General features: G+C 64.3%; 24 protein-coding genes. 14 read left to right on the top strand and 10 right to left on the bottom strand.

Going from position 1 to position 26,564, the window contains the following annotated elements; all coding sequences use genetic code 11:
• Nucleotide 1: 1 nt before the first annotated feature.
• Both QA643_RS18580 and QA643_RS18575 read right to left on the bottom strand, forming a co-directional pair.
• The gene (locus tag QA643_RS18580) at nt 2–1,450 is read right to left on the bottom strand and encodes an FAD-binding oxidoreductase (RefSeq protein WP_283034523.1); all 1,449 of its coding nucleotides are present in this window, start codon (nt 1,448–1,450) and stop codon (nt 2–4) included.
• A 21-nt stretch (nt 1,451–1,471) separates the two neighbouring features.
• The gene (locus QA643_RS18575) at nt 1,472–2,398 is read right to left on the bottom strand and encodes a dihydrodipicolinate synthase family protein (protein WP_283034522.1); all 927 of its coding nucleotides are present in this window, start codon (nt 2,396–2,398) and stop codon (nt 1,472–1,474) included.
• A gap of 149 nt (nt 2,399–2,547) precedes the next feature.
• Here QA643_RS18575 and QA643_RS18570 point away from each other — a divergent pair, with 149 nt between their 5' ends.
• Nucleotides 2,548–3,402 carry an IclR family transcriptional regulator C-terminal domain-containing protein gene (locus QA643_RS18570; RefSeq protein WP_283034521.1) on the top strand — a complete coding sequence of 285 codons (855 nt, stop codon included), beginning with the start codon at nt 2,548–2,550 and terminating at the stop codon, nt 3,400–3,402.
• Nucleotide 3,403: 1 nt separating this feature from the next.
• On the opposite strand, the gene QA643_RS18565 is transcribed toward QA643_RS18570, so the two are convergent.
• From QA643_RS18565 to QA643_RS18550, 4 genes are all read right to left on the bottom strand, one after another.
• Complete coding sequence (locus QA643_RS18565; protein ID WP_283034520.1) at nt 3,404–4,615, bottom strand: GGDEF domain-containing protein; 1,212 nt, start codon at nt 4,613–4,615, stop codon at nt 3,404–3,406.
• Nucleotides 4,616–4,850: 235 nt separating this feature from the next.
• Entirely contained in the window at nt 4,851–5,327 is a 477-nt protein-coding gene (gene rpsI, locus QA643_RS18560; protein WP_283034519.1) for a 30S ribosomal protein S9, read from the bottom strand.
• A 1-nt stretch (nt 5,328) separates the two neighbouring features.
• Nucleotides 5,329–5,793 (bottom strand): 50S ribosomal protein L13, encoded by a 465-nt coding sequence (rplM, locus tag QA643_RS18555; RefSeq protein WP_283034518.1) that lies wholly within the window; start codon nt 5,791–5,793, stop codon nt 5,329–5,331.
• Nucleotides 5,794–5,947: 154 nt separating this feature from the next.
• On the bottom strand, nt 5,948–6,376 hold the full coding sequence (locus QA643_RS18550) for a PaaI family thioesterase (RefSeq protein ID WP_283034517.1): 429 nt from the start codon (nt 6,374–6,376) through the stop codon (nt 5,948–5,950).
• A gap of 87 nt (nt 6,377–6,463) precedes the next feature.
• Between QA643_RS18550 and QA643_RS18545 the strand changes: the two genes are divergently transcribed.
• From QA643_RS18545 to nadC, 8 genes are all read left to right on the top strand, one after another.
• A complete protein-coding gene (locus QA643_RS18545; protein WP_283034516.1) occupies nt 6,464–7,288 on the top strand; it encodes an enoyl-CoA hydratase in 825 nt (274 codons plus the stop codon).
• A gap of 119 nt (nt 7,289–7,407) precedes the next feature.
• Nucleotides 7,408–7,992: a CoA-binding protein gene (locus tag QA643_RS18540; protein WP_283034515.1), complete on the top strand. Its 585-nt coding sequence runs from the start codon at nt 7,408–7,410 to the stop codon at nt 7,990–7,992.
• A 150-nt stretch (nt 7,993–8,142) separates the two neighbouring features.
• Entirely contained in the window at nt 8,143–9,423 is a 1,281-nt protein-coding gene (locus tag QA643_RS18535) for an O-acetylhomoserine aminocarboxypropyltransferase (protein ID WP_283034514.1), read from the top strand.
• Nucleotides 9,424–9,631: 208 nt separating this feature from the next.
• The gene (locus QA643_RS18530) at nt 9,632–10,219 is read left to right on the top strand and encodes a hypothetical protein (RefSeq protein WP_283034513.1); all 588 of its coding nucleotides are present in this window, start codon (nt 9,632–9,634) and stop codon (nt 10,217–10,219) included.
• A 26-nt stretch (nt 10,220–10,245) separates the two neighbouring features.
• On the top strand, nt 10,246–11,208 hold the full coding sequence (locus QA643_RS18525) for a hypothetical protein (protein ID WP_283034848.1): 963 nt from the start codon (nt 10,246–10,248) through the stop codon (nt 11,206–11,208).
• A 54-nt stretch (nt 11,209–11,262) separates the two neighbouring features.
• Nucleotides 11,263–12,249 carry a quinolinate synthase NadA gene (nadA, locus tag QA643_RS18520; RefSeq protein ID WP_283034512.1) on the top strand — a complete coding sequence of 329 codons (987 nt, stop codon included), beginning with the start codon at nt 11,263–11,265 and terminating at the stop codon, nt 12,247–12,249.
• Nucleotides 12,246–13,799 carry an L-aspartate oxidase gene (locus QA643_RS18515; protein WP_283034511.1) on the top strand — a complete coding sequence of 518 codons (1,554 nt, stop codon included), beginning with the start codon at nt 12,246–12,248 and terminating at the stop codon, nt 13,797–13,799. Before nadA ends, QA643_RS18515 begins: the two co-directional genes overlap by 4 nt.
• Entirely contained in the window at nt 13,796–14,665 is an 870-nt protein-coding gene (gene nadC / locus QA643_RS18510) for a carboxylating nicotinate-nucleotide diphosphorylase (protein ID WP_283034510.1), read from the top strand. Before QA643_RS18515 ends, nadC begins: the two co-directional genes overlap by 4 nt.
• 146 nt (nt 14,666–14,811) lie before the next feature.
• Here the strand turns inward: nadC and QA643_RS18505 are convergent, their stop codons facing one another.
• Nucleotides 14,812–15,624, bottom strand: coding sequence for an FTR1 family protein (locus QA643_RS18505; protein WP_283034509.1), 813 nt, complete (start codon nt 15,622–15,624; stop codon nt 14,812–14,814).
• Between the two features lie 151 nt (nt 15,625–15,775).
• The gene (locus QA643_RS18500) at nt 15,776–16,864 is read right to left on the bottom strand and encodes a COX15/CtaA family protein (protein ID WP_283034508.1); all 1,089 of its coding nucleotides are present in this window, start codon (nt 16,862–16,864) and stop codon (nt 15,776–15,778) included.
• A 104-nt stretch (nt 16,865–16,968) separates the two neighbouring features.
• On the opposite strand from QA643_RS18500, the gene QA643_RS18495 reads away from it, so the two are divergent.
• Nucleotides 16,969–17,181, top strand: coding sequence for a DUF2842 domain-containing protein (locus tag QA643_RS18495; RefSeq protein ID WP_283034507.1), 213 nt, complete (start codon nt 16,969–16,971; stop codon nt 17,179–17,181).
• An 11-nt stretch (nt 17,182–17,192) separates the two neighbouring features.
• Here the strand turns inward: QA643_RS18495 and QA643_RS18490 are convergent, their stop codons facing one another.
• Nucleotides 17,193–18,209 carry a polysaccharide deacetylase family protein gene (locus tag QA643_RS18490; RefSeq protein ID WP_283034506.1) on the bottom strand — a complete coding sequence of 339 codons (1,017 nt, stop codon included), beginning with the start codon at nt 18,207–18,209 and terminating at the stop codon, nt 17,193–17,195.
• Between the two features lie 164 nt (nt 18,210–18,373).
• On the opposite strand from QA643_RS18490, the gene QA643_RS18485 reads away from it, so the two are divergent.
• The gene (locus QA643_RS18485; RefSeq protein WP_283034505.1) at nt 18,374–19,564 is read left to right on the top strand and encodes a GNAT family N-acetyltransferase; all 1,191 of its coding nucleotides are present in this window, start codon (nt 18,374–18,376) and stop codon (nt 19,562–19,564) included.
• A gap of 114 nt (nt 19,565–19,678) precedes the next feature.
• On the opposite strand, the gene QA643_RS18480 is transcribed toward QA643_RS18485, so the two are convergent.
• Entirely contained in the window at nt 19,679–21,955 is a 2,277-nt protein-coding gene (locus QA643_RS18480; protein ID WP_283034504.1) for an exopolysaccharide transport family protein, read from the bottom strand.
• Between the two features lie 277 nt (nt 21,956–22,232).
• Between QA643_RS18480 and QA643_RS18475 the strand changes: the two genes are divergently transcribed.
• From QA643_RS18475 to QA643_RS18465, 3 genes are all read left to right on the top strand, one after another.
• Nucleotides 22,233–23,366, top strand: coding sequence for a glycosyltransferase family 4 protein (locus QA643_RS18475; RefSeq protein WP_283034503.1), 1,134 nt, complete (start codon nt 22,233–22,235; stop codon nt 23,364–23,366).
• A gap of 139 nt (nt 23,367–23,505) precedes the next feature.
• Nucleotides 23,506–25,020 (top strand): undecaprenyl-phosphate glucose phosphotransferase, encoded by a 1,515-nt coding sequence (locus tag QA643_RS18470; RefSeq protein WP_283034847.1) that lies wholly within the window; start codon nt 23,506–23,508, stop codon nt 25,018–25,020.
• A gap of 186 nt (nt 25,021–25,206) precedes the next feature.
• On the top strand, nt 25,207–26,484 hold the full coding sequence (locus tag QA643_RS18465; protein WP_283034502.1) for an O-antigen ligase domain-containing protein: 1,278 nt from the start codon (nt 25,207–25,209) through the stop codon (nt 26,482–26,484).
• The last annotated feature ends 80 nt before the right edge of the window (nt 26,485–26,564 follow it).

Below are 26,564 nucleotides of genomic sequence, written 5' to 3'. Positions count from 1 at the left end.
GTCATGCCGCTCCCGCGTTGCTGGTCGCGAAAATCTTGCCGGGATTCATCAGGCCGTTCGGATCGAGCAGTTGCTTGATGCCGCGCATCAGGTCGATGTCGAGCGGATCGGTCACGCGCGCGAGCCGGCCACGATTGGTGATGCCGATACCGTGCTCGGCGCTGATCGCGCCGCCCTGCGCCGCCGTCTCGTCGTCGACGATCTCGTTGATCTCGGCCATCAGCGCGGCGGTCGCGACAGGATCAGCGCAGCGATCGCGGTCGATCAGGGCGATCACGTGGATATTGCCGTCGCCGATATGGCCGTGCATGACCACGCGGGCATGGGGGACAGCCGCCATGATCCTGGCCTCGACATTGGTAACGAAGGCGGCCTGCCGCTCCAGCGGGACCACGCTGTCATGCGATACCACATAGCCGCTGCGCTTGTTGCCCTCGGAGACGCTGTGCCGCACCGCCCAGATTGCCCTCGCCTGGGCAAGGCTCGATGCCAGTATCGCGTCCTCGGCCAATCCCGCGTCCATCGCATCCGACAGCACAGTCGCCAGCGGCTCGCTGAGGTCGACCCCGGCCAGCGTATCAGTCAGTTCAACGATCAGATACCACGGTGTCGTGAGTTCGAAGGGGATGGTGACATGCGGCACGGTCGCGGCGATTGCCTCGATCTGACTGCGTGACATGATTTCGAGACTGCCGAGCCGGTCGCCGACCGCGCCGCGCAGCCGCTGCATGATCTGCAGGGCCTGCTCGACGCTCCCCAACTTGAGCAGCGCCAAAGCCGAACTGCGCGGCGGCGCGAACAGCTTCAGCACCGCCGCGGTGACGATGCCGAGCGTGCCTTCCGCGCCGATGAAGAGCTGCTTGAGCGCGTAGCCCGTGTTGTCCTTGCGTAGCGCGCGCAGGCCGTTGAAGATGCGCCCATCCGGCAGCACCACTTCCAGCCCGAGCACCAGATCGCGCATCGGGCCGTAGCGCAGCACTGCCGTGCCACCGGCATTGGTCGAGATGTTGCCGCCGATCTGGCAGGAGCCCTCTGCCCCGAGGCTCAACGGAAAATAACGGTCTACGGCCGTTGCCGCGGCCTGCACATCGGCAAGGATACAGCCGGCCTCCACCGTGATCGTGTTGGCGAGCGGACTGACGTCGCGCACGCGCCGCATGCGGTCGAGGCGGATCACGACATTGGACGTTCCGTCATCCGGCGTCGCCGCGCCGCACATCCCGGTGTTGCCGCCCTGCGGGACGATCGCCAGCCGCCGCTCGGCGCAGTGCCGGACGACGGCCGCGACTTCATCGGTCGCGCCCGGCCGGACGACGGCCACGGCACGACCGCGATAGCGCCCGCGCCAATCCACCACATAAGGCTCCTGATCGCCGGCGGCGTCGATGACATGATTGTCGCCGACGATAGCAGCCAGTCCAGTAACGATATCCCGGAAGGATTCGGACATCAGGTCGCCTCGTCGCCCACCCTACTCGACGCTCGCCGCAGCAAACGCGCCGGCGGCGGCAAGCAGCTCCTTCACCTGTGAAGACGGCAAAGATTCCAGCGGCGGCCGGAGACGTTGCCATCCGGCATGGCCGGTGCGCTCTGCGACTATCGTCTTCAGCGACGGCATCTGCGGAAAGCGTGAGACGAGCTCGCGCGCCTTGACGATGCGGGCCTGAGCCGCCGCAAGCGCGGCGTCATCGTCGCGGTCGCGGAAATGCCGGTAGACATAGGCGAGATCGCGCGCCACGAGATTTGACGTCGCGGTGATGCATCCCGCGCCGCCCTTGCGCAGCAGCGGCAACAGCAGCGGATCGGCGCCGGTCAGAACCGAAAAGTTCGGGAAACGCTCGACCATGGCGGTCATGTTGGCGAAGTCGCCCGAGGAATCCTTGATGCCGACGAAAGTCGCCGGATAGGCCGCACGCAGCCGCTCGATCAGCGCATGCGAGATCGGCTGCATCGACATCTGCGGAATATGATAGAGCACGATCTTGAGCCGGGCATCGCCCATCCGCTGCACGACCTCGCTGTAGGACGCATAGACGCCGTCATCGCTGACGCCCTTGTAGTAGAACGGCGGCAGCATCACCACGGTATCGACGCCGACGGAGAGCGCATGGCGTGTCAGCGCGATCGTGTCGCTGAGCGCCGCGACGCCGGTCCCGGGCAGCAGCCGGCCCGGCGCAATACCGTCCCGCAGCACCGCCTCAAGCAGCGAGGTACGCTCGCCGACCGAAAAGGAATTGGCTTCGCCGGTCGTGCCGAGCATCGCTATGCCGTCGCACCCCTCGCTCAGGAGATAGCGGCAATGCGCGACGAAGCGGGCATGGTCGGGCGCCAGCTCGGCGTCGAGCGGCGTCAGCGCGGCGCAGAACACACCCTGCGGATGAAGAGACGATGTCGACAAGATTTCCTCCGATCGCATGAAACCTTTCGGCTTCGAATATTGTTGTTCGGATTGCGAACATTTGTTATCTGATGTTGCGCTTCCCTAGAACCGTGCCGGCTTCCCGTCAAGGGTGGTGGCCGGTCGTTCCTTGCAAGGCAGATATTGTAATGATGGCCAAGGCGCTCGCCGCGAACAACAAGCCGAAGACTGCCAGGAAAGACCCCAAGAGCAATTCAGCGGGCAACCCGAAGAACTATGTGGCATCGGTCGGCAAGGCGTTCGCCGTGCTGCGGAGCTTTTCCAGCGACGCCTTCGAGCTGACGCTGAGCGAGATTGCCGCGCGCGCCAATCTCGATCGCGGCACGGCGTTCCGGCTGATCCAGACCCTCGTCGAGCTTGGCTATATCAAGGCCGTTCCGCAGAGCCGGCGGTTTCGGCTTGGCGTTGCCTGTCTCGATCTCGGCTACACGGTGCTATCAGGGGGAACGCTGCGCGCCCTGGCTGAGCCGTTGCTGCGCGAACTCGCGCCTTCCGCCGGCGATGCGGCATCGCTCGGCGCGCTTGATGGGGGCGATGTGATCTATCTCGCCCGCGTCAGCACCGGGCTCGACCGGCATAAGATCGACCGCCGGCCCGGTACGCGGATTCCGGCGTACAGCGCCGCGCTCGGCCATGTCCTGCTGGCCTACCTGCCGAGGGACGAGCAGATCAGTCGCCTGGAAGCACGGCCGCGCATCAAATTGTCGGAGCGCACGCTAACGGATCTCGACGCCCTGCTCGAGCGGCTTGATTTCGTCAGGCAGCAGGGCCACGCGGTGTCCGACGGCGAAAACGCCTATGGCCTGCGCACGCTGGCGGCGCCGATCTTCGGCGCGCAGGGTTCGGTGATCGCCGGCCTGAGCGTCACGGTGGATGCGACGCGCATGGATATGACCGCCTTCCACGACCGCGCGCTTCCGCAACTGAAACGCGCGGCGGCGCTCGTCCAGGATCTGGCGATCAAATCCGGCGTATCCGGCTAGCTCAAGCCGTCGCCGGACGTCGCGACGCTGCACTGCCGGCGCGATTGCGTCGCCAGTTGGCCACCGAGAGCGGCAGCTCTTCCGCGGCCTCGACCCGGTTTCGGCCGCTACGCTTGGCCTGGTAGAGTGCGGTATCGGCCGCCGCCAGCAACACTTCGAGCTCGGTGCCTGCCGGCCCGCCGGCGACGCCGATGCTGACGGTGGTGACAACAGGGCCTTCCTCGCAAACGATGTTGGAGGCTTCGAACGCCTCGCGCACCCGCTCGGCCACGATCACGCCCTCCTCCAGCGGACACGCCAGCAGCGCCGCGAATTCCTCGCCGCCAATGCGTCCGGAGAGATCGCTGATGCGCAGATTGCCGATCACCACGGTGGAGAACAGCTTGAGGATCTCGTCGCCGGCGGGATGGCCGAAGCGGTCGTTGATGCCCTTGAAGTGATCGATGTCGAAGATCATCACGGTTACCGGCCGCCCCGCGGCGGCCTCGCGTTCGATCACCTGGTTGCAGGCTTCCGTAAACCCGCGGCGGTTCAGCATGCCACTCAGAGGATCGACCGAAGCCGCAGTCTTGTGCACCGTGACGGCGCGGTCCGACACCAGCATGAAGATCACGAACACGGTGCCGATCGCGTAGAGGATCAGTTCGATCGAGAACGCCGTCACCCAGACGCTGCTGGCGAAGGTCTCGTCATGCGGACGAAGAAGACTGCCGAGCAGGATCGGCAGCGCGAGCACGCAACCATGCATCACCGGCACGGCAATCGTCGGCCAGCGCTTCTGCATCGTGCGTCGCCGCTCGCTCCACAATTCGGAAGCCGTCAGGGCGGCATAGACAGCGACGATCAAGGCCCCGACGATCAGCCGCATCGCCGGATTCAAGGTTGGCACGGTCAGCACAATGCCGACCCAGACGACCGCGCCCAGCAACAGCCCCGGCAGATTCGGCTCGCGGCCGTGGAACACACGCGAGGCGTTCCAGACCATGCCGCAGGCCATGAACCCGATGGCATGCAGCGCCAGCAGCAGCGGCTCGCCGAGCTTGGCGCCGCCGATGGTCCAAACCGCCACCGAGGCCGAACCAAGCAGATAGGCCGCTCCCCACCACTTCAAAGCCAAGATGTTTTCCTGCTTGCCGAACAGCACCAGCATGGCCCCCAGCATGCCTGCAACCATCGTGGCAAACAAATATAACGTCGAAGTATCGAACGACATGGGCTCACCCGAACGCGTGTGATGCTACTTGTTCGGCGCACACTGAAAATGCATTTCGCGCCATTCCAGGCTCGACACTAGGAGGGCCGTGTTCGAAATCCGTTTGCGCGGGTAAGCAAGTTTTCAGGAAAACCCGTGGTAAGCGATCACTAAATGGTAAGCAAAAAAGGGCGCCGTTCGGCGCCCTCTTTTCTTCGATTGAAGCAGCGGTATCGCTGCAATTTTAGCGAAGCGGTTAGCGCTTCGAGAACTGGAACGACTTGCGCGCTTTCGCCCGGCCGTACTTCTTACGCTCGACGGTACGGGAGTCGCGGGTCAGGAAGCCGCCCTTCTTGAGCACGCCGCGCAGATCCGGCTCGAAATTCGTCAACGCCTTCGAGATGCCGTGACGCACGGCACCCGCCTGGCCCGACAGGCCACCACCGGCAACGGTGCAGATGACGTCATACTGGCCGGCGCGTGCGGCGGCGACCAGCGGCTGCTGGATCAGCATGCGCAACACGGGACGGGCGAAATAGACTTCGACCTCGCGGGTGTTGACCGTGATCTTGCCGGCGCCCGGCTTGATCCAGACGCGGGCGACCGCGTCCTTGCGCTTGCCGGTGGCATAGGCGCGGCCGTATTTGTCGACCTTCTTGACGTATTTCGGCGCTTCCGGAGCGGCCGTCTTCAACGACGCCAACTGGTCGAGCGACTGCATGGTATCCGACATCTTATGCGGCCCTCATGTTCTTGCGGTTCATCGAAGCGATATCAACCTTCTCGGGCTGCTGGGCTTCATGCGGATGTTCGGCGCCGGGATAGACGCGCAGATTGCCCATCTGCACACGGCCGAGCGGACCGCGCGGGATCATGCGCTCGATGGCCTTTTCGACCACGCGCTCGGGGAAACGGCCCTCGAGGATCTGCTTGGCGGTGCGTTCCTTGATGCCGCCAATGAAGCCGGTGTGCTTGTAGTAGACCTTGTTGTCGCGCTTGCGACCGGTCAGCACGACATGCGCCGCGTTGATGATGATGACGTTGTCGCCGCAATCGACATGCGGGGTGTAGGTGGGCAGGTGCTTGCCGCGCAGGCGCATAGCGACCAGGGTGGCGAGACGGCCGACGACCAGACCCTTGGCGTCGATCACGACCCACTTCTTGTTCACCTCGGCGGGCTTTGCCGAATAGGTTTTCATGTGAGGAAATCCGTGAAAATGGAAATCGGCGCCAGATGCGCCGAACTGGCGGGTTTCTAGAGAACGGAATGTTGACAGTCAACGCCAATGTTTGGAAATTACACCAGCAAAAACAACTACTTGCAAATATGGTGCAATATTACCGCTCAAAACCCTATTTGTTTGGAATGGAATAGGTTGCCGTCACATGGGCGATCGGATCGGGCGACGAGCCCGACAGCAGGTTGACCTCGCCGATCGCCAGCCGCTTGCCGAGCTTGAGCAGCTTCGCCGCGGCCAGCACGTCCTGTCCGGGCAGGCCTTTGCGCAGGAAATTGATGTTGAGGTTAGTCGTTACCGCCAGCCCCACCGGGCCGATCGCTGAAAGCAGCACCACATACATCGCGAAATCGGCCATCGCCATCAGCGTCGGGCCCGATACCGTGCCGCCCGGCCGTAGCATCCGCTCATCATAGCGCCGGCGCAGCAGGCAGGTCTCGCCGTCGGCACTCTCGATGGTGATGTCGCCGTCGCTGAAGGCTTGCGGAAATTCCTCGCGGAGGAACTTCTCCAGCTCAGCCACGCTCATTTTCGCTTCTGCCATGCCGCCCCTGCCCTCGAACAAGACTGCCTGTTACATTAAGTTGACAGCAAAACACATATGACAATCGTCGGAGTGGAAACCCCTGATATGCCCGCCCAGACTGCCCGCGCACCGACACCGCAACCTCCGATCCTGCTGCAGGAAAATGTCGGCAGCATTCGCGTGCTCACCCTCAATCGCCCGGCGGCGCGCAACAGCCTGTCCGAAGGGCTGATCGCCGAGCTGCACGGCGCACTGAAGGAAATCCACGGCGACAACAGCGTCCGCGCCGTCGTCATCGCGGCGAACGGTCCGGCGTTTTCCGCCGGGCACGACATGAAGGAACTGACCGCACGCCGCAGCGATCCCGACCGCGGCCGCGCCTATTTCGGGCAGATCATGAACGCCTGCAGTGCAATGATGCAGGCGGTCGTGCATCTGCCAAAACCCGTCGTCGCCGCCGTGCAGGGCATCGCCACCGCCGCCGGCTGCCAGCTTGTGGCAAGCTGCGATCTCGCGGTCGCCTCCGAGGCCGCGGGCTTTGCTACCCCCGGTGTCGACATCGGCCTGTTCTGCTCGACACCGATGGTCGCGCTGTCGCGCAACGTCCCGCGCAAGCAGGCGATGGAGATGCTGCTGACCGGCGAGCCGATCTCGGCGACGACGGCAAAGAACATTGGTCTCATCAACCGCGTGGTGGCCGCCGGCACCGAACGTGATGCGGCGATCGCGCTGGCGCAGAAGGTCGCGCTGAAATCCGCGTACACCGTCAAGCTCGGCAAGGAAGCGTTCTATCGTCAGGCCGAAATGAGCCTCGCCGAGGCCTACCAGTATGCGGCGGAAGTGATGACCGAGAACATGATGGCGCGCGACGCCGAGGAAGGCATCGGCGCCTTCATCGAAAAGCGCGAGCCGAAATGGCAGGATCAATAGTTACTCCTCATCCTGAGGAGCCGCGCAAGCGGCGTCTCGAAGGATGAAGGCCCGACTGGGGCCTCATGGTTCGAGACGCGCGTTCCGCGCTCCTCACCATGAGGGTCTGAGGAAGACAAATGAACCACGACAATTACGACGACAACTACATCCGCGGCATCCTCAACTCCGTGAAGTCAATCGCGATGGTCGGCGCCTCGCCGGTCAACGTGCGGCCGAGCTACTTCGCCTTCAAATATCTGGCGCAGCGCGGCTACGACATGATTCCGGTCAATCCCGGCCATGTCGGCAAGAGCCTGCTCGACAAGCCGTTCGTCGCTTCGCTCTCGGAGATCGGCCGCCCCATCGACATGATCGACATCTTCCGCAGCTCCGCGCATATCATGCCCGTTGTCGACGAAGCGCTGACCTTGTCGCCGCTGCCCAAGGTGATCTGGATGCAGCTCGGCGCCCGTGACGACGCGGCCGCCGCCAAGGCCGAGGCCGCCGGAATCAAGGTCGTGATGAACCGCTGCCCGAAGATCGAATATGGCCGGCTGTCATCGGAAATTTCCTGGATGGGAGTCAATTCGCGCACGCTGAGCTCAAAGCGCGCACCGATCCCGACGCAGGGCATGCGCCTGTCGCTGAACCGGATGAGCGTCGGCGGCGGCGCCACCACGGCATCGGACCGCGCCGCAAAGAACAAAAACGAGCTGACGTGAAGCCATGCGAAGCGATTATTTCGAAGACAAGCGCTGACGAAGCAGTCCCATTTTCGATCCACCATCTGTGAACCCCTCGCCTTGACGGCGGACGCGGGTCCGATCAGCATGCCGCGCCTTTAAAGCAGAGCCAAACAACAGGACGCCAGAATGACCGACCGTCTCCCGGGATTTTCGACCCTTGCCGTGCATGCCGGCGCGCAGCCCGATCCCACCACCGGCGCGCGGGTGACGCCGATCTATCAAACGACGTCCTTCGTCTTCAACGACGCCGACCATGCCGCCTCACTGTTCGGCCTGCAGGCGTTCGGCAACATCTATACCCGCATCGGCAATCCCACGACCGCCGTGCTGGAAGAACGCATCGCCGCGCTGGAAGGCGGCACCGCGGCGCTGGCGGTTGCCTCCGGACATGCGGCGCAGGTCGTGGTCCTTCAACAGCTATTGATGCCGGGCGACGAATTCATTGCCGCGCGAAAACTCTATGGCGGCTCGATCAACCAGTTCACGCATGCGTTCAAGAGCTTTGGCTGGAATGTGGCCTGGGCCGATCCTGATGATATCTCAAGCTTCGAGCGTGCGGTGACGCCGCGCACCAAGGCGATCTTCATCGAATCGATCGCCAACCCCGCCGGCAGCATCACCGACATCGAGGCGATCGCGGAGGTCGCCCGCAAGGCCGGTGTTCCGCTGATCGTCGACAATACGCTGGCAACGCCGTACCTGATCAAGCCAATCGACCATGGCGCCGATATCGTCGTGCACTCGCTGACGAAGTTTCTCGGCGGCCACGGCAATTCGCTCGGCGGCATCATCGTCGACGCCGGCACTTTTGACTGGTCGAAGGACAACAAATACCCGATGCTCAACGAGCCGCGGCCGGAGTATCACGGCATCCGGATCCAGGAGACCTTTGGCAATTTTGCCTTCGCGATCGCCTGCCGCGTGCTGGGCCTGCGCGACCTCGGCCCGGCACTGTCGCCGTTCAACGCCTTCATGATTCTGACCGGCATCGAGACGCTGCCGCTGCGCATGCAGAAGCACTGCGAGAACGCCAAGGCCGTCGCCGAATTCCTCGCCGGCCATCCCGCAGTGGCCTCCGTGAATTACGCCGGCCTGCCCAGCGACAAGTACAACAAGCTCGCGCGCAAATACGCGCCGAAGGGCGCCGGTGCCGTCTTCACCTTCAGCCTGCGCGGCGGCTATGACGCCGGCGTCAGCCTGGTCTCGAACCTGAAACTGTTCTCGCATCTGGCCAATGTCGGCGACACCCGCTCGCTCGTCATTCACCCGGCGTCGACCACACACAGCCAGCTCGACGACGCCGCCAAGGTGAAGTCCGGCGCCGCGCCCGACGTGGTCCGCCTGTCGATCGGCATCGAGGACAAGGAAGACCTGATCGCCGACCTGGAGCAGGCGCTGGGCGCCTGAGTGCCTGCGGCGAACGGAAGTATTGGTAGAACACTCGTCATGCCCGGGCTTGTCCCGGGCATCCACGTCTTGGAAGCCGCCAAGGAAGACGTGGATGGCCGGGACGAGCCCGGCCATGACGGCAAACGCTTGAAATCACAAGCCTCTCGTTAACCCGCATTCCGGCATAAAATGGCACTGAGCGGCCCTCGATGATTCGGAGCCAACGATGCTGCGCTGGATGACGCCATTTCTGATCGCGATGTTTGCGGTCGGAGCCGCTGCGGCCCAGAGTCCCGGAGCCGCCCCAAGCACCGACAGCCCGGCGGCAGCAAAGCCCGCTGAGCCTCCGTCTGGCACCAAGCCGGCCGACGAGCCGGCAGCCGCCAAGCCGACCGATAGCCCGACGGTCGCCAAGCCCGCCAACAGCCCGGCTGCAGCAAAGCGCGCCGAGAAAGCCGCCGCCGGAAGGCGTGCCGCAGCGCGCGCCGCCAGCCAGTTGCCGCCCGGCCTGCCCCGCGCGCACTACAATTATCGCACCACCGTTGCCCCGGCGGCAGCTCCTCGCTACGTGCGGCGCGGCCGCGCGCTTGTGGTGTTGGAGGAAGAGAGGCCCGAGGTGCTGTTGGCGCCTAGCGGCATCATCAAGGCCTACGCGCCGCGCTTCAACACGCCCCTGCTGCCGGGATCATCGACATTGCCCGGCTACTACGGGACCAGCCATTCCTACAGCTATGACGGCCCCTATTATGGCGGCCCCTATGAACCTTATTGGAACCGCCTACCCTATGCTTGCGGCGTGTACGGATATTGCTAAACGCGCATTAGCGACAACGGAGACGGATAAGCGACGTGGCAGGGGCACCGCGGAAAGCCTTAAAGACAAACGCAGCCAATGCGATCACGGCGGATCTGGTCGCTGTGCTCGTCGCCGTCACCGACGGCGAACCAAAGATCATGACCATCGCAAACGACGGCGCGTTACCGAGCGGACCGTTCGAGTTCACCCACCGTTCGCTGCAGACGGGATTGCGGGCCTGGGTCGAGGCGCAGACCGGCCATCCGCTCGGCTATGTCGAGCAGCTCTATACGTTCGCCGATCGCGGGCGAGGCGAAGCCAAATCGTCGCACTCGATCTCGATCAGTTATCTCGGCCTGACTCGCGAAGACAAGGTCGGCCAGGGCTTTGAGGCGCATTGGTCCGGCTGGTACGACTACTTTCCGTGGGAGGATCAGCGGGCCGGCCTGCCTGCATCGCTTGCGAAGACATTGACGTCCCGTCTGAAGGCGTGGGCAAAATCGGCGGCCACGACCAGCCTGCAGCGCGAACGCTGGCAGCGCGCCGCCATCACGTTCGGCTTCGACGATCGGGAATGGAACGAAGAGCTGGTGCTGCAGCGCTATGAGCTGCTCTATGAAGCCGGCTTGATCCCGGAAGCCGTACGTGACGGCGCCGCGGCCACATCGGTCGTTCCCGGCAGACCGATGAAGGGCGATCACCGCCGCATTCTCGCCACCGGCATTGCGCGGCTGCGCGCCAAGATCAAATACCGCCCCGTGGTGTTCGAGCTGATGCCGGCGGAATTCACCCTGCTGCAACTGCAACGCAGTGTTGAGGCGCTTGCAGGCCGCCTGGTGCACAAGCAGAACTTTCGCCGTCTGATTGAGCAGCAGCAACTCGTTGAAGAGACTGGCGCAATGGCCACGGAGGCGGTTGGCCGCCCGGCCAAATTATTCCGGTTCCGCCATGGCGTGCTGGCGGAGCGGGCCGTCGCCGGAACCAAGCTTCCCCTGTCGCGCACTTGACTTCGATTATGCTCAGGATAAGTATAAGCCATCTTATGCTCACGGAGAGTATAAATGGCCAACCTCAGCTCCGCCGCGCTTGCGCGCACCGCCCCGCTTTACGACAAGGTCAAACGGGTCATTCCGCCACCTGAATGGGCTGTTTTCGCCGAGGATGTCGACGCGATTCTGAGGCTAAAGCGCGAGCGCAACGCGGTCGTTCTCGCGCACAACTACCAGACGCCGGAAATCTTCCATGGCGTGGCCGACATCGTCGGCGACAGCCTGCTTTTGGCGCGCGAAGCCACCAAGGTCGACGCCGATATCATCGTGCTGGCGGGCGTGCACTTCATGGCCGAGACCGCCAAGCTCTTGAACCCGGAAAAGACCGTGCTGATCCCCGATCTCAGGGCGGGCTGTTCCCTTGCCGAATCCATCACCGCCGACGACGTGCGGCTGATGCGGCAGCGTTATCCCGGCGTGCCCGTGGTCACCTATGTCAACACGTCGGCGGCGGTGAAGGCGGAATCCGACATCTGTTGCACCTCGGGCAACGCGCTCAAGGTCGTGGAGTCGCTCGGCACTGAGCGCGTCATCATGCTGCCGGACGAATATCTCGCGCAGAACATTGCCACGCAGACGAACGTCAAGATCATCGCATGGAAAGGCCATTGCGAGGTGCACGAGCTGTTCACCGCGTCCGACGTCCGGCAACTGCGCGAAAACCACCCTGACGTGACCATCCTGGCGCATCCGGAATGTCCGCCCGACGTGGTCGCGGAAGCCGACTTCTCCGGCTCGACGGCGGCGATGTCCGACTTTGTCGGAAAGAAGCGACCGCCGCGCGTCGTGCTGCTGACGGAATGCTCGATGAGCGACAATGTCGCGGTGCTGCATCCCGATGTCGAATTCATCCGGCCCTGCAATCTCTGCCCGCACATGAAGCGGATCACGCTGAAGAATATTCGCGATGCGCTGGAGACCGGTCGGAACGAGGTGACGATCGATCCCGCCATCGCGGTATCAGCCCGGCGCGCCGTCGAAAGGATGCTGGCGATATGAGCACGGAGATTTCAACGCTGGCGGGTCGTCCCGTCATCATCGGCGGCGGCGCGGCGGGCTTGATGACGGCGCTTTTGATGGCGCCCGAGCCGGTCGTGCTGCTGTCAAAGGCGCCGCTTGGCGCGGAAGCCTCCAGCCTGTGGGCCCAAGGCGGGCTGGCCGCGGCGATGGGCAGGGATGACGACCCTGCCCTGCATCTCGCCGACACGCTGTCGGCGGGCGCAGGGCTCTGCGACGCGGCCGTGGTTCGCCGGATCGTTGATGCGGCGCCGGCGGCCGTCGAGCACCTCGCAAGGCTTGGCGTCGCTTTCGACCGGCGGCCCGATGGCGGCTGGCGGCTGGGTCTCGAAGCTGCCCATAGCCGCAACCGCATCGTGCACGCCACCGGCGATGGCACCGGGCGCGAAATCATGCGCGCGCTGATATCAGCGGCGCGGCGCTGCCAGTCCATCACCCTGCTTGAAGGGGTCGAGGCACGGAGCCTCATCGTCGAAGACAATTCAATCAACGGCGTGCTCGCCGTAAACGCGCAAGGCCAGTTCGTGATCGAAACCGCCCGCGTCGTGCTGGCGACGGGCGGCATTGGCGGCCTGTTCCTCGAGAGCACCAATCCCGGCGGCTGCTACGGCCAGGGGCTGGCGCTGGCCGCCCGCGCGGGGGCAAAACTCGCCGACCTCGAATTCGTGCAGTTTCACCCGACCGCCTTCGACGGCCCGTCACGCCCGATGCCGCTGGTGACGGAGGCCGTGCGTGGCGACGGCGCGACACTGATCGACGATACCGGCCAGCGCTTCATGGCGGACCAGCCGGGCGCCGAGCTCGCGCCCCGCGATATTGTCGCGCGCGCGGTCTGGCGGCGCCGGGCCGAAGGACATCGCGTCTTCCTCGACGCGCGCAAACATCCGGGCGCGGATTTTGCCAAGCGCTATCCGGTGATCTCCGCCTTTTGCAAGATGGCCGGGATCGATCCCGCGACCGATCCGATCCCGGTGCGGCCGGCGGTGCACTACCACATGGGCGGGATTGCGGTGGATGTTGAGGGACGCAGCACTGTGAATGGCCTCTGGGCCTGCGGCGAAGTCAGCCGCACCGGGCTGCATGGCGCCAACCGGCTTGCCAGCAACTCGCTGATGGAAGCCATCGTCTGCGCCCAATGGGTAGCCGAGAGCGTCAGGGGCGCGGGCCCTGCTTCGGTGAAGGCGCGCGCGGCCAGTGCGCCGATGCCCGCGTCCGATCCTTCGGCGGTGCGGACGATCCTGTCGCAGGGCCTTGGCGTGCTGCGCGAGCGGCACGGCATCGAACGCGCGATCCGCAGCCTCTATCCGATCGCCAATGGCCGCACCGCGGCGACCGACCCGGCACTGGTCGGATTGATGATCGCCGTCGCCGCCTGGCGGCGCGAGGAAAGCCGCGGTGGGCATTTTCGCAGCGATTTCCCGGACGCCCTGCCCTCGGCCGAGCCGTCGTCCATTTCCCTGGCGGAAGCGCTCGGCGCTGCGCGTGAAATTCTTGAGACCGAACCTCTGTCTGTTGGGAGCATCCAGCCGTGACACTGACCCCGCTTCTCCCCCTGATGTACGAGCCACTGGTTCGAACCGCCCTGCTCGAGGATTTGGGACGCGCCGGCGACATTACGGCGGATGCGATCGTGCCGGCCGATCGGCACGCCTCGCTGGTGCTGCGCGCGCGCCAGCCGGGCGTCGTGGCCGGGCTCGACATCGCCCGCTCGGCGTTTCATCTGGTTAGCCCTGCGATCCGCCTCACCGCCGAGCGGCCCGACGGCAGCGTCGTGGCGCCGGGAGACGTGATCGCCGCCATCGAGGGGCCGGCCCGTGGGCTGTTGACCGGCGAGCGGACGGCGTTGAACTTCCTCTGCCATCTCAGCGGCGTCGCCACCGCTACGGCCTCGCTGGTATCGGCGGCGCAAGGCACCAAGGCGCGCATCGTCTGCACCCGCAAGACCACGCCCGGGTTGCGCACGCTGGAAAAATACGCGGTCCGCGCCGGCGGCGGCAGCAATCACCGCTTCGGCCTCGACGACGCCGTGCTGATCAAGGACAACCACATTGCGCTGGCGGGTGGCGTTCGAACCGCGATCGAACGCGCCAAAGCGCATGCCGGACACCTCGTCAAGATCGAGGTCGAGGTCGACACGCTGCTGCAGCTCGAGCAGGCGCTTGGGATCGGCGTCGACGCCGTGCTGCTCGACAACATGACGGTCGAGGAACTCCGGCAGGCGGTCGCCATGACGAGCGGCCGGGCGATCACGGAGGCTTCCGGCCGCATCACGGCCGAGACCGCCAGGGCAATCGCCGCAACCGGCGTCGACCTGATTTCCGCCGGCTGGCTCACCCACAGCTCCGCCGCGCTCGATATTGGGCTCGACTATCTCGACCTCAACCGGCAGGCAGCTTAGCGCTCGATGAGATCAGGTTTCAGGCCATCGCCTGCCAGCCCGCCCTTGACGGCTACTGTGCATGGGGTTGTTTTCGATATTCTTGTTTTGGGCGGTCAGCGCAGCATCGGACCGAACCCGACTCATCATGCTCTAGTTGCGGCCGACTACTCGGCCGCGCGCATCGCCGCCCGGTCCTCGCGCATCAGGCGGTTGTTGCGCTGGACTACCGAATAGCCCGCGAGCACGAGCAGGATCACCAGGCCCTGGATCGACAGCGCTTCCATGGATGGGTTGAGGCCGATCGCGGTCAGGAACGCCGAACCCTTGACCTCGGTGACGGTGATAATCGCCTGCTCCTGGAACTCCTGCACGGCTTCGCCGACGAACTTGATCGCCATGATGAACAGGAACGCCGAGGTGATGATGAACAGCGGCCGCAGCGGCAGCTTTCGCGCAATCAGGTTGATGAAATAGAACAGCACGGCAAGGCCCGCAGTCGCGGCCACGAGGCCGGCGAACAGCCCGGCGCTCCAACCCCCTTCGGCTGAAGCCAGCGCGTTGATGAACAGCACGGTCTCGGCACCCTCACGGAACACCGCGAGGAAGGCCAGCGCACCGACCGCCCACACCGTGTCCTGCGACAGTGCGTGATCCGCCTTGTGGGTAAGGTACTCCTGCCAGCCCCGCGGATCCTGCTTCACCATCAGCCAGCCGCTGACATAGAGCATCAGCGCGGCCGCAAAGAGGATGATGAAGCCTTCGAGGATATCGCTATGCTCGCCCGAGTTCAGCACCGCAAACAGCCAGGCCGCGATGATGCTGGCGCCGACGGCTGCGAGCGCGCCGCCATACAGCGCCTGCACGCGGTGCGCCGCGCCGGCCTTGGTCAGGTAGCCGGCCAATGCGGCAATCACGAGCATGGCTTCGAGCCCCTCGCGGAGCAGGATGACGGCGGCCTGGACGAAAGCTGAGGACATGGGGCGGGACCTGTTTTTGCCCGTTTTATCCGCCGAGCTAGTCAAGTAAAGCGGCGCGAAGCCACACAAACGCGTCAGTGCGATCGGGCGGCAAGAAAACCCTGCAAACAAGGGGTTTTCGGCCATCGAGCCAGATTAGAATCGCTCAATTTCAGCCGGGCTGCCCGAGCGGCGCACCCAACTTCTGCGGGTCATGCTGCGCACGCCGCGCAACCAAGCGTTCGGCCTGCAGCACGGCCAGCGTCAGAACGACGATCGCGACGGCCTGATGCGCCAGCGCGAGGTCGATCGGCACCTGATGTAGCAGCGTGAGGATGCCGAGCGCGGCCTGTAGCACGATGGCCGCCACCAGCCACCATGCACCTGATACGACCGCGCCGGCGCGCGATCGGGTTGCGTCAATCGCGTGCAGGATCGCCAGCACCAGCAGCGCATAGGCGGTCATGCGGTGCTCGAACTGCACCGTGAGCGTATTGTCGAACAGATTGCGCCACCACGGCTCCTCGAACCACAGCCGCGCCGCCGATGGAATGAAAGCGCCGTCGATCTCGGGCCAGGTGTTGTACACCCTGCCCGCCCGCAGGCCCGCGACCAGCGCGCCGAAATAGATCTGGACGAACGTCAAGACGAGCAATGCCACCCCGGTGACCTTCAGTCGCGCAGGAACCAGCGGCTGCGGCCGCGCGCGCATCCGCCGCAGCGTCCAGACGATCGAGGCAAAAATGATCAGCGCCAGCACCAGGTGCGTCGCCAGCCGATACTGCGACACTTCGGTGCGCTGGCTGAGGCCCGAGGCGACCATCCACCAGCCGACGGCGCCCTGCAGCGCGCCGAGGCCAAAGATCAACCACAGCCGCTTCTTCAGCTCGGCACCAAAAGCGCCGCGCCACAGGAAATAGAGGAACGGCAGCAGGTAGGCGACGCCGATCACGCGTCCGAGCAGACGGTGGCTCCATTCCCACCAGAAAATGGTCTTGAACTCCGAAAGGCTCATGCCGGCATTGAGCTCGCGGTATTGCGGGATGGCCTTGTAGCCCTCGAAGGCCTGTACCCATTGCGCCTCGGTCAGCGGCGGCAGCGTGCCGGTCACCGGCTTCCACTCCACGATCGACAGTCCGGACTCGGTCAATCGCGTGGCGCCCCCGACCAGCACCATGACCGCAATCAGCGCGGCGACCACGATCAGCCACCACCTGACCGCGGCGGCATGCGTGGTCTGTTGTGCGGAACTGGCGGTCATAAACCTGTCTGGGTCGCCCCGAAGGCGTGCTTGATTGAAACGGCGCGCCCCTTATAGTCCGCCCCTTCCCGCGCGCAACCCGCCACGAGGCTGACATATCCGCCATGACGATCCGCACCCGCAAATTCTTCGGAACCCTCGCGCTGTTGGTGTTGGTCGCGGTCTGGTCGCTGCTCGGAATGACCATCGCCCAGACGCCATGGCTGGCCAATTCGGGGCTGTTGCAGGCGATCTTCTATGTCGTGGCCGGGCTTGGATGGGTGCTGCCGGCGATGCCGATCGTGAGCTGGATGTCGCGGCCGGACCGCGCGGCCTGAACGCAATCCACCTAAACCCAATTGTCCCTGCTCGGCCTGACCGGCGGAAATAGGATGCCGGACAGCAGCACGCGCATCATGCGCAGCGAGGTCTCGCGTCCGTCCCAGGCAATGCGCGGCAGCGCGTGCAGATTGGTGTAGCCCTTGGCCTGGACGACGCCCGGAATCGTCGATACCGCGCTGGCGAAACCTGCCTCCTGCCCCATCACGACATGCTCCCGGCGCCAGGATTGCTGATCGCCGAACGGATAGGCGAAATGCGTGACCGGGCGGCGCAACGCGTTCTCGATGACAGCCTTGCCCATGGTCATTTCGCGCTGCGCATCCGCCTCCTTCAGGTTGGACAGCGCATGATAGTTCACCGTTGCGCTGCCGATCGTGACCAAACGATCGGCGGCGAGCCTGGCGAGATCTTCCCAATTCATCGAAGCTTGGCGCGACAGCGCCACGATATCGACGGAATAGCGCGTGCAGAGGTCATGGATCGCAAACGACAGATCCTGCGGCGGCAATGTCCGCATCCAGCTCGCCAGAAATTTGAAGCTGTCGTATTTGTCCGCGGCGCTGCCGGTCGCGAAACGTCGCTCCTTGCGGTCGATCACCAGGCTGATGCGTTCCTCGCGCGCGATGATCTCTTCCAGCGCGAGCCACCAGACCTCGCCGATCCCATCCGAAAACGCCGTCGGCAGATAGACGGTGAAGGGCACGCCGTGCCTCGACAGCACGGGATAGGCTTCCGTGATGACATCCTTGCAGCCGCCGTCGAAAGTCAGGCAGGCAAAGCGGTTCTTCTTCGGCAGTGTGACCGCACGCCGGCACACCTCGTCCATCGTGACCAGGTCGAAGTTCCAGCGCTTCAGCGCATGGATCAGCCGGTCGAGAAACTGCGGCGTGACCTCACGCCACCGGTTAGGCTGAAAGGCGCGGGAATCTCGCGGACGCACGCGCTCGAATCGCAAAATAGCGCCGGCGGCGCCGGTCTTGCCCTGCTTCAGCGCGAAGTAGCCGCTGAAATAGGCGAGCTCCATCCGAACCCGCCGCAAAATCCCGATATCCGACGCCAACGTCCCGCCCTCACCATGCGGTCGCGCTGCCCCGCCACGCCGCATTGTATTACCCTTTGTTGACATTTCCCTGCGAAGGTCGGCCAACGCCAAAATTGTAAACAATTTCATATAGCACGGGCTTTGCGATGACCATGGCTGCCGCGATTGAAGACCGCACGGCGGATCAGGATGAGCGGCCTGGAGCGGGCCCTATCGCCGGCATCGACATCCTTCGTGATCTCACGGCGGCGGAAGGCATCTGGCGCGGCCTGGAAGGCACGCAAACCTCGTTCACACCGTATCAGCGGTTCGACTTCCTCAGTTCCTGGCAGCAACAGGTCGGAACACGCGAAGGCCTCACGCCCTTCATCGTGGTCGCCTATGATAGGGAACACCGTCCGCTGCTGCTGCTTCCGCTCGCGCTCCGGCACGCCTACGGCGCGCGTTGCGCCAGTTTCATGGGCGGCAAGCATTCCACCTTCAACATGGCGCTGTTCGACCGCGATTTCGCCGTAAGCGCGACCCAAGCCGATCTCGAAGGCCTGATGTCGGCGATGTCGCAGCGAGGTGAAGCCGACGTCCTGGCGCTGCATCAGCAGCCGTTGCGCTGGCGCGATCTGCCCAATCCGCTCGCCCTGCTGCCGCACCAGCCTTCAGCGAATGATTGCCCGCTCTTGGTCATGGAGCCCGGCGCCGCGCCCACCGCGCTGATCAGCAATTCGTTCCGCCGCCGCCTCAAGGGCAAGGAGCGCAAGCTGGCCTCCCTGCCCGGCTATCGCAGCTATGTCGCCTCATCGGAGACCGACATCACGCGCCTACTCGACTGGTTCTTCCGCGTCAAGCCGCTGCGGATGGCCGAACAGAAGCTGCCGAACGTGTTCGCCGAACCCGGCATCGAGGAGTTCGTCCGCAGCGCCTGCACTGCAGCGCTCGGCGGCGGCAGGCACGCCATCGATATCCACGCGCTGGAATGCGACGAGGAAGTGATCGCGATCTTCGCCGGCGTCGCCGACGGCCATCGGTTCTCGATGATGTTCAATACCTACACGATGTCGGCGAATTCGAAATACAGCCCCGGCCTGATCCTGATGCGCGACATCATCGATCACTACGCCGGACAGGATTATCGCGCCCTCGATCTCGGGATCGGATCCGACGATTACAAGCGGCTGTTCTGCAAGAATGACGAGCCGATCTTCGACAGCTTCATTCCGCTCAGCGCCCGCGGCAAGCTCACCGCCGGCGTGATGTCGGGCGTCAACCGCACCAAGCGGCTGGTGAAGCACAATCCGGCGCTGCTGGAAATGGCGCAGAAGCTGCGCAATGCGTTCGGATAGCTAACCCATAACGCGAAGCTGTAGGCTGGGCTGAGCGAAGCGAGCCCACCATTCACGGCAAAGGTAGCGGATAGATGGTGGGCATGCTGCGCTCTGCCCACCCTACGAGAACGTTCACGCCGCAACCACGCTCGGACCCGCCTCGACCGCGCCTTCAGCCCCGCACGGCTTGCTCAGCATCGTCACATCAGAGAAGCCCACCGCCGTAAGCTGATCGCACATCAGCTTGCGCGCTTCCGGTGCCATCGACGCTTCGGGCACGACGATCGCCCGCGCCTCCGACGTCAATAGTTCGGCGGGAAGATCGGAGGCCGAGCCGGCATCCAGCAGCACGTGATCGTAGACGCGCTGTAGCGCATCAATCGCCAGCGTCAATCGCGGCGACTGGAGCTGCGCGCGGTCAAAACCCGGGCGTCCGGCACTGACCAGATGAACGCGCGACAGCCGATCCTTGGTAATGATTTGCGCAAACGACGCTTCGCCCTGCATCAGCTCGGCCAACCCTGGAGCTGTCGGATCGGCCGAGGCCGCCGATAGCGTCAGCGAGGACGCAACGAGATCAACGACCACGACTTTGGCCTGTTGCGCCATCAGCCGCGCCAGGGCCAGCGCGGTCAACGTGACGCCATCGCCAGCAGCATTGCCGAGCACAGTCACCTTGCGGGCCGCGGGACCTGCATCGATCAGCGTATCGGCCAGCTCGGCGATTTCACCGATCTCCACGGCGGCATTGATGCGCGGGTCATCCACACGGGGCTCGTACAACACCGGCTCTGATGCGTGATCCGCCGCGGCGAGGTCGGCCACGGGAAGCTCGGGCGCAATCGCCGGGGCACGCATCCGCTCCGGCGCAGGAGCCATGACGATCTCGGGCTCGACCTCGCGCATGATTTCGGGCGACGCCGCTGCGCCGGCCCGCGGAGCGGTCATGCGCAGCAGTTCACCCGTCGCGATCGCGCCCGAGGTAAGCAGCAGGGTCGCCAGCGTCGCGATCAGCACGATCGGCAGCTTCTTCGGATAGGCCGGCGTATTGGAAACGGTGGCGCGCGAGATGATGCGGCCGTCCGTCGGCGTCGCCTCGAGGTTTTCGCGCGCGCTCGCGTCGCGGTACTTGGCAAGAAAGGATTCGAGCTGATCGCGCTTCGCCTTGGCATCGCGCTCAAGCGCGCGGAGCTGGACGTCCTGGCTGTTGGTCGAGGACGCCTGCTTCTTCGACTGTTCGAGGCTTGCCATGGCACTGTCGACCCGGCCGCCGGCGATACGCGCGTCGTTCTCCAGCGAGCGGGACACCTTGCCCGCTTCCTCGCGCAGCTGCCGATCGAGATCGGCAAGCTGCGCCTTCAATTCCTTGATGCGGGGGTGGCCGCCGAGCAGCGTGGAAGACTGTTCGGCAAGCTGGGCGCGCAACGTCACACGCTGCTCCGACAGCCGGCGGATCAGCTCCGAATTAAGAACTTCGGATGCCTCGATCGGCCGGCCGCTGTCAAGCATTTCCCTGATCAGACGTGCCTTGGTTTCCGCATCCGATTTCAGTGCACGCGCATTGTTGAGCTGCGTGTTGAGTTCACCCATCTGTTGGTTGGAGAGCGTGGTATTGTTGGTGCCAACGAATAGGCTCGACTTGGAACGAAACTCCTCGACCCGCGATTCGGCCTGCGAAACCTCCTTGCGCAAATCGTCGATCCTGCCGGAAAGCCATTGGCCCGCGGCCTTCGCCTGGTCCTGCCGCGCGTCCTGCTGCAGCACCAGATAACCCTCGGCGATCGAATTGGCGACGCGTGCGGCAAGCTCGGGATCGCGCGACTGGAATTCGACGACAATGACGCGCGACTTGTCGACAGCGTACGCCGTGAAGCGTTCGTAATAGGATTCCAGTACCCGCTCTTCCGGCGTCTGCGAAAACGGGTCGCGCCCGATGCCGACCAGCGCCAGCAGCGACTTGAGCGGCGAAAAGCCGCGCAGCACGGGATCGAATTCGGGCAGCTCGGCAAGCTTGTTCTTCCTGATGATCTCGCGCGCGAGATCGCGCGACTGCACCAGTTGCACCTGGCTGGTGACGGCCTCGGGATCGAGTGCGGCGCGCTCCTCGCTGCGCTCGCCGCTCGGCCGCAGGAACACGTTCTCGCGCCCGTCGATCAGGATGCGTGCTTCCGACTTGTAGCGTGGCGTGATCATGCTGACGGCGGCGAGCGAGACCACCAATGCCAGCACAGTCGGAACGATGATCCAGTTCCGCTTGCGCATCAGCGCCGGACCGAGCGCGCGCAGATCGAGATCGCCGGTTTCGGATGCGGTCGCCGCGACGGGCTTAGGCGCCGCAGGCGCGGGGCTTGTCTTCACCCGCTGCACCACCGGCTTGTCCTTGCCTGCACGCCAGAACGCCAAACGCATCGCACACTCCCGTGGACGCAACGACTGGTCCACCCAACTGGCGCGATTACACTTGATTATGGTTGCCGCCGGGTTAATTCGCCCTGTTTGCGCCGCGAAACAGCGCAGCGTGCAAGTCCGGTCATTTTTTGTTAACCATCAACGCCCTTAATCGCGGCATAGTTTTTCAGGACTCCCGTCATGCGCGGCGTATTTTTCCGAACTCCATGTCTGGTTGCCGCGCCGGCGCTCGCGGGCTGCACCGCGCCGGTCGCACCCGCGTCTGAAGGCGGTATCGATGCCGCTCGTTGACGGTCAACCGCTCCGGATCCTGCACGCGACACGCGCCCCGGTCGGCGGCATATTTCGTCACATCCTCGATCTCGCCAACGGCCAGGCCGAACGCGGCCACCATGTCGGTATCATTGCCGACAGCCTGACCGGCGGCGAACGCGCCGAGCAGGCGCTGGCGGAAATCGCGCCAAGACTCAAGCTCGGCGTTCACCGCACGGCGATCCGCCGCGAGCCGTTGCCGAGCGATATCCTGGTGTGGGCGCGGTTTCAGCGCATGATCGGCGAGTTGAAGCCGGACGTGCTGCATGGTCACGGTGCCAAGGCCGGCACCTTCATGCGTCTGCGGACCGCCTCCCGCGACCGTATCCGGGTCTACACCCCGCACGGCGGTTCGCTGCACTATCCGCTGTCGACGCTGAAGGGCAACATCTACGCCCGCGTCGAACGCGCATTGATGAACGACACCGACCTATTCCTGTTCGAAAGCGCATTTGCACGCGATACCTATCAGCGCACCATCGGCACCCCGAGGGGACTGGTGCGCTGCGTATTCAACGGCGTCACTGCCAGCGAATTCGATCCCGTCGCGAAGGCCGACGACGCGACCGACCTGATCTATGTCGGCGAGTTCCGCCACATCAAAGGCGCCGATCTTTTGATCGACGCGGTGGCGCGGCTGCGCAGCGGCGGCCGCCCGGTGACGCTCACGCTGGCCGGCGACGGCGAGGAAAGCGCGACCCTGAAGGCGCTGGTCGAGCGGCTCGGCCTCGGCGACGCCGTCCGCTTCATCGGCCACGTCAAGGCGCGCTTCGGTTTCTCCAAGGGCTCGCTGCTGGTGGTTCCCTCGCGCGGCGATTCGATGCCCTATGTCGTGATCGAGGCGGCAGCCGCCGGCATTCCAATGGTCGCCGCCAATGTCGGCGGCATCCCCGAGATTTTCGGCCCGCATGGCGATGCCCTGTTCAAGCCGAGCAACGCCGCTGCCATGGCCGATGCGATCGAAGCCGCGCTGAAGGATCCGGCCGCGGCGCAGGAACGGGCCAGATCACTGCGCGAACGGATCTTCATGCATTTTTCGCAGAAGGCAATGGTCGAGGGCGTCTTTGCCGGCTACCGCGAGGCATTTGCCACTCGTTAACCGTTCTTTACCAACGTAACTGTTTCTTCCGATTTGTCCCGTAAGCCGGTGGTGTGGGGAATTCCGCACCGGCGGGCGCTTGCCTATGTGCCTGCCATAAGAACGGACGTGGACAGTGGAACAGATTAACGCACGCTCGATGCTCGAGGCCGCGGCGACTGCGACCGCCGCCCGCCCGCCCGTCGAACGGCGCCGCAGGCTTACACCTGCCGCGCTCGCCGTTGCCAATGAGAAAGTCGGCCGCGCCTATTCGCCGATCGTGATCGCGGGCGTGGTTCGCCTGATCGATTTCGTGCTGCTGAGCGCGATCGGCATCGCGCTCTATTTCGGATACATGGTCCCGCTCAAGGGATTTCATTGGGAATTCATCGCGGCCATCTTCGGCGTCGCCGTCACGGCGGTAATCTGCTTCCAGGCCGCCGATATCTACCAGGTGCAGCTCTTTCGCGGCCATCTCCGCCAGATGACGCGGATGGTTTCATCCTGGGCCTTCGTGTTCCTGCTGTTCATCGGCGCATCCTTCATCGTCAAGCTCGGCAGCGAAATCTCGCGGGTATGGCTGACCGAGTTTTTCGTGGGCGGGCTCGCGGTGCTGGTCATTAGTCGCCTTATCCTGCGCACGCTGGTGCGCGGCTGGGCCCGCCAGGGCCGGCTCGACCGCCGCACCATCATCGTCGGCGCCGATCAGAGCGGCGAGCAGCTCGTCCAGGCGCTCAATGCGCAGGAGGATTCCGACATCAAGGTGCTCGGCGTGTTCGACGACCGCAACGACGACCGCGCGATGGACACCTGCGCCGGCAGCCCGAAGCTCGGCAAGGTCGACGACATTGTCGAGTTCGCCCGCCGTACCCGCATCGACCTCGTGCTGTTCGCACTGCCGATCTCGGCCGAGACGCGCATTCTAGAGATGCTCAAGAAGCTCTGGGTGCTGCCGGTCGATATCCGCCTGTCGGCGCACACCAACAAGCTGCGTTTCCGTCCGCGCTCCTATTCCTATGTCGGCGAGGTGCCGACGCTCGACGTGTTCGAGGCGCCAATTACCGACTGGGACCTGGTGATGAAGTGGCTGTTCGACCACGTCGTCGGCTTCGTGATCCTGGTGCTGGCCCTGCCCGTGATGGGCCTCGTCGCGCTGGCGGTGAAGCTCGACAGCCCGGGGCCGGTGCTGTTCCGACAAAAGCGCTTCGGCTTCAACAACGAGCGGATCGACGTCTTCAAATTCCGCTCGATGTACCATCATCAGGCCGATCCGACCGCCTCCAAGGTCGTGACCAAGAACGATCCCCGCGTCACCCGCGTCGGCCGCTTCATCCGCAAGACCAGCCTCGACGAGCTGCCGCAGCTCTTCAATGTCGTGTTCAAGAGCAACCTCTCGCTTGTCGGGCCGCGCCCACATGCCGTGCAGGGCAAGTTGCAGAGCCGCCTGTTCGACGAAGCCGTCGATGGCTATTTCGCCCGTCACCGCGTCAAGCCCGGGATCACCGGCTGGGCGCAGATCAACGGCTGGCGCGGCGAAGTCGATACCGACGAGAAGATCCAGAAGCGCGTCGAATTCGATCTCTATTACATCGAGAACTGGTCGGTGCTGTTCGATCTCTACATTCTGCTCAAGACCCCGATCGCGCTGATGACCAAGAGCGAGAACGCGTATTGAGTTGAAGGAACCGTCCTCCGTCATTGCGAGCCAACGGGTCGCGCGAATGCGCGCCCGATGACAGGCTCCGCGAAGCAATCCATGGCGCGGCGCTGGGATAGGTGGATTGCTTCGTCGCTACGCTCCTCGCAATGACGGAAGCGTTGGAAAGTGTTTTGTAGCGTTGCGTGAGTGTGTGAGTAGTCGATGAGCTATGCGGCAACAGCCGGGAATTCCCTTGCGCCGGTGACGGTCGCGCCGGGCGTGCTGGCCTTGCAGCGCGCGCTGGTGTGGCTTGTCGGCGCATCGGTCGCCATCGTCTTCATCGAGCCTTCGCCCTACGAGATCGCCACGCTGGCCGCCACCGTGGTGTTCTTCGCCACGGGCCTGCGGATGCGGCTGGTGTTCATGCCGCTGCTTCTGCTGCTGTTCCTGGTCAATATCGGCTATACCATCGCTGCGGTCGCCGTGTTCGACCGGCCCAACGTGCCGAACTGGATTTTGACCTCCTGGTACATGGCGGTCACCGTCGTTCTGTTCGCGATGGTGATCTCGGAGGATACCACCGCCCGGCTCGACATGCTCCGCCGCGGCCTCATTGTCGGTGCGCTGATTGCCTCGCTCGCGGGGATCGCCGGTTATTTCAACCTCATTCCGGGCGGGCGCGACCTCTTGACACTGTACGACCGCGCCCGCGGCACCTTCAAGGATCCGAACGTGCTCGGCGCATTCCTGATCCTCCCCGCGCTGTTCACGCTGCAAAGCGTGGTCTCCGACAAGTTCGGCAAGGCGCTGCGTAGCGCCATCGCATTCGGCGTGATATCGCTGGCGATCCTGCTGTCGTTCTCGCGCGCCGCCTGGGGCCAACTGGTCGTCATGGCAGGCTTCATGCTTGTCATGATGGTGCTGACCAGCCGCTCGCACGCGCAGCGCTCGCGCATCATCGTGATGGCGCTCGTGGCCGCTGTCATCGCAGCCGCGCTGGTGGCGGTGCTGTTGTCGCTCGATTCGGTCGCGCAACTGTTCAAGCAGCGCGCCAGCTTCGACCAGAGCTACGACACCGGCCGCTTCGGGCGTTTCGGCCGACACGTCCTCGGCGCCGAAATGGCGCTCGGCCTGCCCTTCGGTATCGGGCCGTTGCAGTTCCACCGTTTCTTCCCGGAAGACACCCACAATTCCTATTTGAACGCCTTCATGTCGGGCGGCTGGCTCTCCGGCGCCTGCTATCCGGCGCTGGTCTTCGTCACGGTATGGACGGGCTTCCGCTACGTCTTCGTGCGCCTGCCCTGGCAGCCGACCTATCTGGCGATCTTCGCCGCCTTCCTCGGCACCGTCGGTGAGAGCTTTATCATCGACACCGACCACTGGCGGCACTTCTGGCTGATGCTGGGGGTGATGTGGGGCATGTTCGTCGCCGCCGAACGCTGGAAGGCGAGCGGCAATTCCGCGCTCATGTCGCCGGCGAGACCGTCCAAAGCCGCGTAGGATGGGTAGAGCGAAAGCGAAACCCATCATACCGCGCACTGAACTTGATGGGTATCGCTTCGCTCCACCCATCCTACGAG

Origin of the sequence: Bradyrhizobium sp. CB3481 (assembly GCF_029714305.1) — a bacterium.
Lineage (GTDB): Bacteria > Pseudomonadota > Alphaproteobacteria > Rhizobiales > Xanthobacteraceae > Bradyrhizobium.
The sequence above is the reverse complement of the archived record's forward strand: the minus strand, read 5'-3'. Positions and strand labels throughout refer to the sequence as shown.